Origin of the sequence: Rothia nasimurium (assembly GCF_004569295.1) — a bacterium.
GTDB classification, from domain to species: Bacteria; Actinomycetota; Actinomycetes; order Actinomycetales; family Micrococcaceae; genus Rothia; species Rothia nasimurium_B.
In genome coordinates this window covers 39,882-50,696 of sequence record NZ_SPQC01000020.1, presented here as the reverse complement: position 1 = coordinate 50,696, position 10,815 = coordinate 39,882, and the positions used below count along the sequence as shown (strand labels likewise).

Here is a 10,815-nt window from a genome sequence, read left to right as displayed (position 1 = left end):
CTCCCGGCCCCTGAATCAGAGCGGTTTCACGTAGGCTGACACCGCGGAACTTCACCCGCATGGGCAGAGCCACTACACGGGTTGCCGACAAGATTTCTTCAAGCGGAGGCAGGGAAATATTAAGGGGCAGGGCGCTAGCTGTCATACCTTCTAATCTACTCTTCTACCGCTTCTGCGGGGCTGTGTGCAGGTGCTCGCGCAACATTAGGGGTTCTCTCAGGAAAGTCCCATGTGAGTTTGTCACAATAGCAGTGCAGGCTGAGCCTGTCAGCTCCTAGCAGGGTCTAGGGCTGAAATAGCAGGCAGGGGTTGGTAGGCTCGTTGAGGTGTCTACACGCGGCAGAAAGGTCTTTGGCGATAACTGTGAGTTTTGAAAAGCGCGATTCTAACGCTGTTTCTGGCACACCCGACGATGCCACCGAGGTGCTAACGCCCCAGGCCTACGACGACCGCACGGTCGCTCTGCCGGTGAGCCCCGGTGAAGACGCTACCGAGGTGCTTCCCGCTTCTCAGGCCCGCGCCGCTTTTACGGACGATGACGCCACCGTGGTGCTCCCTGCCTCTGTACGGTCGCAGTCTGCCCAGCTGCACCCGGTGACTCAGCCACTGACTAGGACCGTGTCCGCTCCCTCGGCTGACCCCGACCGCACCCAGCTTTTAGAGGCCCAGCCTGCCGTGCCTTCTGCACCCCAGGGTGAGGCCATCAAAGCTAAGTTGCAGGCCGGTCCCGCCAGCGGGCTGGCAGCAGCTAAGACCGGTTTTGCCGCCGCGCAGGCAGCGGCCCAGGAGGCAGCCAGCCGGGTAAAAAAGGAGCGTGCCGCCCGCGCCGCTACCAAGGCCCGTGCCCAGGCCGCGGCCCCGCGTCCGGACGCCGTCAGCGCCCACCGGGCCCCACAGGCCGCCTACAGCGCCCCCGCCTCTGCTAGGCAAGGACGGCCTGCCCCCGGCTGCCCTGCCCAAAATTATCGTGCCCCGGGGCAGCAGGCTCCGGGCTACGGCCGAACCCCCTATGGTAGCCAGGCTCACTCTGGCGAAGATTCCCCCTCGGGCCGTCTGCATATGCTCACCCCCTCGCATATTAGGCAGACCCGCCCCTCCCTCTGGACCCTGATTCAGCACTTCTTTGCGGCAGGCACCCTTTTCTGCCTTCTGGTGGCGGCCTTTATTTTCTTTATTACAACGCCAACCGGCCAGGAGCTCGACGAGATTTCCTTCCAGGAGTTCTCCTACCAGTTCATGACCTATACCGAGCAGACCTCTACTCTGCTTGACTTCATCCCCACCGCCGCCGGTATTACCGCGGCTATCGGTATTCTCTTTGTGCTGCTGTGGAAGCACCGCTTTGTGCCTGCCCTGGTAGGTGTGGCCATTGCCGCCGGTGCTAATCTCACCACCCAGCTGCTGAAGAACTACATCATCGTCAAGCCCAACCTGGGTATTCAGGAGGCCCTGGGCAACTCAGCGCCGTCCGGCCACACGACTTTCGCGGCTGCTGCGGGCCTGGCCCTCTTCCTGGCCTCCCCCAAGCGTTTCCGTCCCACTGTGGCCCTGATCAGCATGGTCTTTACGGTAGCGGCAGGCTATTCCACCGTAGTCAACGGCTGGCACCGCCCAGCCGATGTGGTCACAGCTATTCTGGTCACCGGTCTCTGGGGTGTGCTGGGGCTCGTGATTCTGCGCTTCATGCGCTCAGAGGAACTTGATATGAGCGATACCCAGCGGTCAGGGCTGATTCTGGTTCCTCTGCTTTCTATCTCAGGGTTCTTCTCGGGTTTCTGCGCTCTGGCCCTCTACTGGGTCACCTACACCAACCCGATTCCCGGCTCTGCCTTTATGGCAGCGATCTGCCTCATCGGGGCGGTAGCGGCCCTGACTACCAGCACCCAGGTCGCCCTGCTGCGCCCCCAGAACAAGAAGCGCAGCGCCTACCGGAAGGTCTGGGCCTACTAGGCCCTCAGGGCCTTTAGCCCTGACCCAGGGTAATGGGGCCGGTGAGGCCGGACGCGGCGTCCCCCTCGAAGGTGACGGTTGAGAGCCCCTGCCCCTCAGCCTCACAGGCTTCAAGCTTCATCAGGCGGTCAAGCAGAATACGGGTGGACCCGCCCGAATAGGGTAGCTGGTACATGGAGGCTGTAGTGGCCCCCTTGACCTTCTTCAGGGCGGAGTCAGCAATTTTCTGAACGGCATCTTCCATGGTGTCGGCCATACGCTCGATAAAGGTGCTCTCCACCGGGGTGCCGTGCCCGGGAACGAAGATACGGTAGCGGTCGAGCCCTGCCAGGGTGCGTAGGGTGCTGACCCACAGTTCGGGGTAGGAGTCGTCGAAGGCAGGGTCTGAGCCCTGCTCGATGATGTCACCGGCAAACAGGACGTCGTCTACGCCTACCAGCACGTCCCCGTCAGTATGGGCTAGGCCCAGGTACATGAGGGTCACGGCCCGCTGGCCTAGCTCTACGCGGGTAAAGGCCGGGCGGGTGCCGTCACCGGGCAGGAAGCGGGTGGGCACCACAAGCTCGGTGTTGGGGCCAGCCTGGTGAGCCATCTCGGGTTCTAGCACCTCAACATAAAGACGCTGGCGGTCGCCGTAGCTTTCGATAGCGCGGGCTGCGCGGGGGTGGGCCCAGATATCGGTGACCCCGTCGGCGGCGAACACAGCATTGCCCATAAAGCGGTCGAAGTGCGCGTGGGTGTTGACCGCGACCAAGGGGAGGTCGGTGACCCGGCGGACCGCTCTTAGAATCTCAGCGCCCTGACGAGGCCCGGCACCGGTATCAATCACCATAGCCTTCTCTACGCCCACAATCAGGCCGGAGTTAAGACGGTAGTTATCCGTTGAGATCTGATAGATACCATCGGCAATTTCAAGAGTTCTAGCCATACTCTCTAAGGTACTGGACTCAGGCAGGTGAGCAGCCTGTTTAAACCCCACTTGCGGGGTTATTTCTTGCCACACTGCACTTTTTGACAGCTCTCTGCCTACTCAGCGCAACCTTCTGTCATATTGCAGAAGCCTGTGAGCTACTAGACTAGAGGGGTGATGTCTTCTACTTCCTCCCCCGCTTCGCCCCCGTCCGCTCCCCTGCCCTGCGGCCGCTATGCGCCTTCCCCTTCCGGTGACCTGCACCTAGGTAACCTGCGTACCGCTCTGCTGGCCTGGATGATGGCCCGTACCGCGGGAGACCGGTTTGTGATGCGGGTGGAGGATTTAGACCGGGTCAAGAAGGGGGCGGCAGAGCGTCAGCTGGCCGACCTTGCCGCCCTGGGCATCGACTGGGATGGAGAGGCGCTCTACCAGTCCACCCGCCTAGATGCCTACGCGAACGCCCTGATCCGCCTGCGCGAGGCAGGGCTGGTCTACGAGTGCTACTGCACCCGCAAAGAAATTCAGGAGGCCTCCAGCGCCCCGCACGGCGCCCCCGGCGCCTACCCCGGCACCTGCCGCAACCTTACCGAGGCTGAACGGGCCGAGCGCAGGCAGCTGAGGCCGGCGTCCTTGCGCCTCAAAGCCCAGGTGAGCGAATGGACTGTCACCGACCGTTTCGCCGGGGAATACACCGACGCGGTCGACGACTTTGTGCTGGTGCGGGCCGACGGGGTCTACGCCTACAACCTGGTATGTGTGGTTGATGACGACTACCAGGGGGTCACCGAGGTGGTGCGCGGCGACGATCTGCTGCCCTCGGCTCCCCGCCAGGCCTATCTAGCTCACCTATTGGGGTTGCAGGTGCCCACCTACGCCCATGTCCCCCTGGCCCTTAATGCTGAAGGCAAGCGCCTGGCTAAACGGGACGGGGCCGTGACTCTCGCGGAGCTCACCGCTGCCGGGGTCAGCACCGACCACATCATGCGCATGATTGCTGCCTCTATTCCGTTGCCCCCGGTCACCGGGGCGAGCGCGGGCGAGAAGGGCCCCCACCTGCCCGAAACGGCTGCTGAGATGCTCTCTGTCTTTAGCCCCGACCGTATCAAACAGGCCCCCTGGACGGTGGTAGACCCACTGCTTGAAAGCACCTGCGCGCCCTGATTGCCGCTGTGGTCCTGTGGGCGCTGGTACGCCCTAACCCTCTTGCCCTGAGGCGGCGAGACCTTCCCCAGGTACTGGTCTACGGGCTGGCTACACTATCTTCTCGGCCCGCATGGGCTCAGCGTCCGCCGCGACCAGCGGCCTGCGCGGCACCACCATGTCCCTGGCTTTTTCGGCGCTCATCCAGCTTCCCCTATCGGTGCCCGCCATGGTGGGGCTAGACGCGGACGCCTGGTTCAAGCTGGCTCTCTCCGCCATCGTGGGCGTAGCCCTTGCCTATTCTGCCGATAACATCGCCGGGCAGCTTACCAGCGCCACCGTCATCGGGGTACTTTTCTCCATCGACCCTGTGGTAGGGGCCATCGTGGGTACCTTCATGCTGGGTGAGGTACTCTCTGCCTGGTCTTACCTGGGCATTGTGCTCATCGCCGCCTCCGGCGCCTACATCGTCTGGCGCACCAACAGGTCAGCCATCGCGGTAACTCTGCACACGTCGGCCCTACCCGTGATAGACCCTCGCGCTCAGGGGCACTCTTAAGAAAAGCTCACCGGTTTTGTAGGCAGATTCTAAATAGCTTCAGGCGGGGAGATAGTGTCACCCAGACCCTCAGGGTGTAAGCTAACCCACAGACCAAAACGTATGCTTCAGCAAATACCTCAAGTAATCTAAACAAGATACTTTAGAGAAACTGCACAAAAGGGAAGGTGCGCCGACGCACCCACCCCAACCCGCACGTCCTTGCCCACAACCCAAGGGGAGCTCATGAGCAACACCACCTACCAGCTGATAGCCCTGGCTATCTACTTCGCCGCCATGGTCGGCATCGGCATCTGGGCCAAGTCCAAGAACAACAACCTCGACGACTACGTGCTCGGCGGGCGCTCTCTCTCACCCACCGCAGCGGCCCTGTCAGCGGGTGCCTCGGACATGTCGGGCTGGCTCCTCATGGGCCTACCCGGCGCCCTCTACATCACCGGCCTGGCTGAAGCCTGGATTGCTATCGGCCTAACTGCCGGCGCCTGGCTCAACTGGAAGTTCGTAGCCCCCCGCCTGCGCGCCTACACCGAGGTCTCCCGCAACTCGGTGACCGTCCCCTCCTTCTTCCACAACCGCCTGCGCGACCCCCGCGGTATCATCCGCATTTTTGCCGCCCTGGTCATCCTGATTTTCTTCACCTTCTACGTCTCTTCCGGCATGGTCGCCGGTGGCGTCTTCTTCCAGTCCTCCTTCGGCGGTAACTACCACACCGGCATGCTGCTGGTCGCCGGCATCACCGTTGCCTACACCCTCTTCGGCGGCTTCCTAGGTGCAACCTACACCGACGTCGTCCAGGGCCTGCTCATGCTCACCGCCCTCATCGTCCTGCCGATTATGGCCCTGGTTTACATCGGCGGCTTCTCCGGCCTTGAAACCACCATCGAGTCCGTCAACCCTAACGCCCTCTCCCTCTTTGCGGGCACCACCGTGCTGGGTATTCTTTCCTCAGCTGCCTGGGGTCTGGGCTACTTCGGCCAGCCCCACATCATCGTGCGCTTTATGGGTCTGCGCTCAGCCCAGGACGCCACTGCCGGCCGCCGCATCGGCATCACCTGGATGATCGCCACCCTGGTCGGTGCCATGAGCGCCGGTCTCATCGGCATCGCCTACTTTGCCCGCCACCCCGAAGCCACTCTGACCGACACCACCAATGCGGAGTCGGTCTTCCTGGATATGTCCCAGATTCTGCTCCACCCCCTACTGGCCGGGTTCGTGCTGGCAGCGGTGCTGGCGGCTATCATGTCGACCCTTTCCTCCCAGCTGATTGTCTGCTCCTCAGCCCTGGCCGAAGACCTCTACAAGCTCACCAGCGGCGGTAAGGAACTCTCAGACGCCAAGGGTCTCTGGCTGGGCCGCGCGGGCGTGCTAGTTATCTCTGTCATCGCAGGTCTGCTGGCCTGGAACCCCAATTCATCTGTGCTCTCCCTGGTCTCCTTCGCCTGGGCTGGCTTCGGCGCAGCCTTCGGCCCCATCGTGATTCTCTCCCTCTACTGGCGCAAGCTCACCGCACTTGGTGCCGTAGCGGGTATGGTGGCAGGCACCGTCACTGTCTTCATCTGGGGCTACAACGAAGTGCTCTCAGGCTACATGTACGAGATTGTGCCCGGCTTCCTGGTCAACCTGCTCTTTGCCTATCTGGTGTCGGTTGCCACCTACAAGGGTGACTCCGCCACCGCCCGCGAAATCAACGAAGAGTTCGACCGCGCCGTGGAGCTCTCCCGCTAGGGGTAGCGTCCGCTAAATGTCGTCGAAAGTTTCATCTGCGCGTGCATTGAACGCGCAGATGAAACTTTCAATTACATACAAGGAACCAGCCCGGGGCACCCCTGGGTAGACTGGTGGCTATGACTAACGAACTGCCTGCCAAGGTTTCTGACATTTTCGACCCCCACCAGTGGCGCCTGGTTGAGGGCTTTGAAGACCTGACCGACATCACCTACCACCGCCAGGTGGAACGCAACGAGGCCGGTGAGATTCTGCGAGATCTGCCAACCGTCCGTATCGCTTTTGACCGGCCCGAGGTGCGCAACGCCTTCCGTCCGCACACCGTCGATGAGCTCTACCGGGTGCTGGATCACGCCCGCATGACTTCCAACGTGGGCACCGTGCTGCTGACCGGCAACGGCCCCTCTGCCAAGGACGGCGGCTGGGCCTTCTGCTCCGGCGGCGACCAGCGCATTCGCGGCCGCGACGGCTACCGCTACGCCGAGGGTGAGACCCACGATTCGATTGACCCGGCCTGCGCAGGCCGCCTGCACATTCTGGAGGTGCAGCGCCTGATTCGCACCATGCCCAAGGTAGTCATCGCCCTGGTCTCGGGCTGGGCAGCCGGTGGCGGCCACTCCCTACACGTGGTGGCCGACCTGACCATTGCCTCTGAGGAGTATGGCAAGTTCAAGCAGACCGATGCAACCGTGGGGTCCTTTGATGCCGGCTACGGCTCTGCCTTACTGGCCCGCCAGGTGGGCCAGAAGTTTGCCCGCGAGATTTTCTTCCTGGCTAAGGAGTACGACGCTCAGCGCATGTACGAGATGGGCGCTGTGAATGACGTGGTGCCCCACGCCGAGCTGGAGACCAAGGGCCTGGAGTACGCAGCCCACATTGCCCGCCAGTCTCCCCAGGCGATTCGCATGCTCAAGTTCGCTTTCAACCTTCCGGACGACGGCATGGTCGGCCAGCAGGTCTTTGCCGGCGAGGCCACCCGTATGGCCTACATGACCGACGAGGCCGTCGAGGGCCGCGACGCTTTCCTTGAGAAGCGCGACCCCAACTGGGAGAACTACCCCTACTACTTCTAGCCGCCCACCGGCGTCCGCGCGCCCAGCTCAGAGCCGCGCAGGCTAAGTGCCCACCAGACTCTCGTACTGCCCACAGGGAAGGTGGGCAGTACGAGAGTCTGGTGGGCATCTGTTGGGGTCTTGCCCCATAGACGCTCCACAACGAATTGCGTATGCCTCTTCAGTATTCGCTCTGCTGCGATGGTTTAGAGTTGATACACAGTCACCATTACCACGCACTTTCTTCGAAGAGTTCCATATCAACCGCCCCTCGCTCACCCAAAAACCTACGAAGCGATATACAAGCCCTCCGAGAAATCGCCGTCACCCTCGTCATCGCCAACCACTTCTGGCCGAACTTCATCACCGGCGGATATATCGGGGTAGATATATTCTTCGTTATCTCGGGCTACCTCATCACGCTTCATCTTCTCAAAGAGCTCAGACAACGCAATACCGTCAGTTTTAAACACTTTTACGCGAACCGGGCTCGACGTCTGCTCCCAGCCGCGGTTTTCGTCGGTGCAGTTTCTTTTATCACAACGCTGGCACTTGCACCTGTAAGTTATTGGGGTCGCACCGCTTGGGACTTCTTTGCAGATTGGTAGCAAGTACAGTCATGGTTAGGCTCCCTTGTCGGTGTTACCTGTGGCATTCTCGCCCAGGCCCAGGCGCTTACGAATCACCCGAATCTCGGTCTTATTTTTCTTGTGAAACCCCAGCAGCACTACGAAGAAGAGCACCAGCAGGGCCAGGTACAGTAACAAAAGCGCGATTTCAACGCCGGTTACCTCAAGCATGGGATGGCTCCTATCTCGACCTTGAGAAGCAGAAGGTGTCACCCACAAGATTACCAAGTAGGCGTACTAACTGGCAATTATCACCAGGCGTAGACTAAAAAGAGCCATGACACTAGATTCCTTCATACCTCTCCCCTCACCCGCCCTGCCCGGGCCGGGAAGCGCCGTCCGTGTCGGAGCAGATCAGCCCGCCAGCCCCGCCCAGCAGGTTACCGAAGCCCTGCACACTTTCAGCACCCGCTTTGCAGAGCTAGAGAGAGGGCAGGACGCCCCCGCCCTGGTGGTCACGACCAGCGGCTCCACCGGCGCCCCCAAGCAGACGGTACTCGCGTCTTCGGCGCTACGTGCGTCGGCTCAGGGCACAGAAACAGCTACCGGGATAAACAGCGCCCAGTGGCTCCTGGCTCTGCCCCTGCAGTACGTTGCCGGGGCGCAGGTAGTGGCCAGGTCTGCCCTGGCAGGTACCACCCCCGTCCTGACCGATTCAGTCAGCGAGGGTACCCGCTTCACGGCTCAGGATTTCGTCAGCTCCGCTGAAAAGCTCTCAGTCCCGCACCGGCTGGTCTCCCTGGTACCCACCCAGCTACACCGCCTGCTCGAAACTCCGGAGGGCTCCCTCCACGAAGAAACCCTCGCTGCCCTGCGCTCTTTCTCCGCAATTCTGCTGGGCGGGGCGCCGGCCAGCGCCGACCTCATCGCGACCGCCCGCGCCCTGGAGCTCCCTGTAGTGCGCACCTACGGGTCGGCTGAAACCGCCGGGGGTTGTGTCTACGAGGGCAAGCCGCTGCCGGGCGTCCGCGTGCAGATAGAAGCCGATGCCGCCGACCCGCAAGCCCCCGGGCGCATCTGGCTGGGCGGGCCAACCATTGCCATCGGCTACGCCAAGGACCCGCAGCGCACCGCCGCCCACTTCTTTGTAGACGGTCAGGGAACCCGCTGGTACCGCACCGACGATCTGGGCACCCTTGACTCGCATACCGGAACCCTCACCGTAGCGGGCCGCGCCGACGACGTGCTGATTTCCGGCGGTATCAAAACCAGCGCGGCAGCCGTAGCTACCGCCCTCGAAAGCCACCCGACCGTGCGTGAGGCCCTGGTGGCAGGCCTTCCAGATGCCCGCTGGGGTACCGCTATCGCCGCCGCCGTCACCCTGGTGGTAAGCAACAGCGCATGCGCTTCTGAGCTTGCGGACGCCCTCCCCCAGCTGGTGGCAGAAAAGCTGGGAGCAGCGTCCGCCCCCAAACTCGTTGAGGTGCTCCCTGAGCTGCCGACTCTGCCCACCGGCAAGCCTGACCGGCGGGCCGTCCAGGCGCTCCTTGCAAAAGCCTGGAAAGCCCAGTTAGCAAATCGGGATAGGTCACGCGACCACTAGCGGGCGCCCACCACTAAAAAGTGAGAAAATGGTGTGTATTTGTGGCGTAGCGACGCCACATCGAAACTTGGGTTGATAAGGAGCACAACAGTGGCAACGGTTGCACAGTGGATTGAAGGGGCGCGTCTGCGCACGCTCCCCTTGGCGGCAGCTCCTATCATTGCTGGTTCTGCGGCCGCCTACGAGGTGCACCAGTTCAAACCCGGCCGCGCCCTACTGGCCTTTCTCGTGGCCTTCTTCCTGCAGGTAGGCGTCAACTACGCCAACGACTACTCCGATGGAATTAAGGGCACGGACGAGGTCCGCGTGGGCCCCCTGCGCCTGGTCGGCTCGGGCGTAGCCAAGCCCTCCCACGTGAAAATGGCTGCCTTTATCTGCTTCGGGCTGGCCGGTTTGAGCGGGCTGGCCCTGATTATGCTCTCGCAGCAGTGGTGGTTCCTGGCCATCGGCGCCTCGGCTGTGCTGGCTGCCTGGGGCTACACCGGCGGCAAGCACCCCTACGGCTACATGGGCCTGGGCGATGTTTTCGTCTTTATCTACTTTGGCCTGGTCGCCACCCTAGGCACCATGTTTACCCAGAGCAACCAGCTGACCCTGAGCTCCTGGGTCTTCGCTGTAGCCCTGGGGCTTTTCTCCTGTGCCCTGCTGATGGCTAATAACGTACGCGATATTCCCACCGACATTGATGCGGGTAAGAAAACCCTGGCGGTACGTCTGGGCGACCGAGCTTCGCGCATCACCTACGCCGTAGAGATGGGCCTGGGTCTGGCTCTGACCGCCCTGCTGGTTCCGCAGAACCCCTGGTACACCCTGGCCTTTATTCTGATTGGGCCGGTCGTTCATTCGGCCCTGGTGGTGCTCTCGGGCGCCCTGGGCCGCGACCTGATTCCGGTGCTTAAGCAGGCTGGCATCATTGCCCTGATTTATTCACTGCTCATTGCCCTCGCGGTAGCCCTGCACCCGCTTGAAATCTTTGCTGAGCGGGCCACCGTCTTTACCGGCTACTAAAGGCCCTGGCTGCGGCGGGCTGCTTCGTCCAGCTCGTCTTCAATCGCCTGGTTCTCGTCTTCAACGGTCGTTTTCTTGGGCTTGTTCTTGCGGCGGATTATCCGGTTAAAGTCGGCAGCTGCGGCGTCGTGCAGGCGGGGGAAGGCCAGGTAGCAGATGGCAAAGCCAATGAGCGCGCCGAAGATGATGGCCAGGATAAAGCCCACGCCAAAGTAGTAGGAGGCGAAGAAGGCGGCAGCTGAGAACAGCAGGCGGAGCAGGGAGTACTTCAGAAAATTCACCCCTCCATTCTACCC

At 62.0% G+C, this 10,815-nt stretch carries 11 protein-coding genes and 1 pseudogene; 8 read left to right on the top strand and 4 right to left on the bottom strand.

What is annotated here, in order from left to right; genetic code table 11:
- Positions 1-145 (bottom strand): annotated as a pseudogene (locus E4U03_RS06865) (o-succinylbenzoate synthase); the annotation flags it as partial.
- Between the two features lie 218 nt (positions 146-363).
- On the opposite strand from E4U03_RS06865, the gene E4U03_RS06860 reads away from it, so the two are divergent.
- Complete coding sequence (locus E4U03_RS06860) at positions 364-1,950, top strand: phosphatase PAP2 family protein (protein ID WP_135012729.1); 1,587 nt, start codon at positions 364-366, stop codon at positions 1,948-1,950.
- Between the two features lie 13 nt (positions 1,951-1,963).
- Here E4U03_RS06860 and E4U03_RS06855 read toward each other — a convergent pair whose 3' ends face one another.
- Complete coding sequence (locus E4U03_RS06855) at positions 1,964-2,878, bottom strand: MBL fold metallo-hydrolase (RefSeq protein WP_135012727.1); 915 nt, start codon at positions 2,876-2,878, stop codon at positions 1,964-1,966.
- Between the two features lie 159 nt (positions 2,879-3,037).
- Between E4U03_RS06855 and gluQRS the strand changes: the two genes are divergently transcribed.
- The 5 genes from gluQRS (at position 3,038) to E4U03_RS06830 (ending at position 7,947) form a co-directional block, all read left to right on the top strand.
- Positions 3,038-4,024: a tRNA glutamyl-Q(34) synthetase GluQRS gene (gene gluQRS, locus E4U03_RS06850; RefSeq protein WP_135012725.1), complete on the top strand. Its 987-nt coding sequence runs from the start codon at positions 3,038-3,040 to the stop codon at positions 4,022-4,024.
- A gap of 97 nt (positions 4,025-4,121) precedes the next feature.
- The gene (locus E4U03_RS06845) at positions 4,122-4,562 is read left to right on the top strand and encodes an EamA family transporter (protein ID WP_280741492.1); all 441 of its coding nucleotides are present in this window, start codon (positions 4,122-4,124) and stop codon (positions 4,560-4,562) included.
- 225 nt (positions 4,563-4,787) lie between these two features.
- Positions 4,788-6,287 carry a sodium/proline symporter PutP gene (gene putP, locus E4U03_RS06840; RefSeq protein ID WP_135012721.1) on the top strand — a complete coding sequence of 500 codons (1,500 nt, stop codon included), beginning with the start codon at positions 4,788-4,790 and terminating at the stop codon, positions 6,285-6,287.
- A 119-nt stretch (positions 6,288-6,406) separates the two neighbouring features.
- Positions 6,407-7,360: a 1,4-dihydroxy-2-naphthoyl-CoA synthase gene (locus E4U03_RS06835; protein ID WP_135012720.1), complete on the top strand. Its 954-nt coding sequence runs from the start codon at positions 6,407-6,409 to the stop codon at positions 7,358-7,360.
- 152 nt (positions 7,361-7,512) lie between these two features.
- Positions 7,513-7,947, top strand: coding sequence for an acyltransferase family protein (locus E4U03_RS06830; protein WP_135012719.1), 435 nt, complete (start codon positions 7,513-7,515; stop codon positions 7,945-7,947).
- 15 nt (positions 7,948-7,962) lie between these two features.
- Here E4U03_RS06830 and E4U03_RS12835 read toward each other — a convergent pair whose 3' ends face one another.
- Complete coding sequence (locus E4U03_RS12835) at positions 7,963-8,139, bottom strand: hypothetical protein (RefSeq protein WP_167752349.1); 177 nt, start codon at positions 8,137-8,139, stop codon at positions 7,963-7,965.
- A 106-nt stretch (positions 8,140-8,245) separates the two neighbouring features.
- Between E4U03_RS12835 and E4U03_RS06825 the strand changes: the two genes are divergently transcribed.
- Together E4U03_RS06825 and E4U03_RS06820 are read left to right on the top strand one after the other, a co-directional pair.
- Complete coding sequence (locus E4U03_RS06825; protein WP_135012718.1) at positions 8,246-9,511, top strand: AMP-binding protein; 1,266 nt, start codon at positions 8,246-8,248, stop codon at positions 9,509-9,511.
- Between the two features lie 90 nt (positions 9,512-9,601).
- A complete protein-coding gene (locus tag E4U03_RS06820) occupies positions 9,602-10,519 on the top strand; it encodes a 1,4-dihydroxy-2-naphthoate polyprenyltransferase (RefSeq protein ID WP_135012717.1) in 918 nt (305 codons plus the stop codon).
- On the opposite strand, the gene E4U03_RS06815 is transcribed toward E4U03_RS06820, so the two are convergent.
- Complete coding sequence (locus E4U03_RS06815) at positions 10,516-10,800, bottom strand: DUF4229 domain-containing protein (protein WP_135012716.1); 285 nt, start codon at positions 10,798-10,800, stop codon at positions 10,516-10,518. The two genes, E4U03_RS06820 and E4U03_RS06815, sit on opposite strands and share 4 nt — an antisense overlap.
- Positions 10,801-10,815 lie beyond the last annotated feature (15 nt).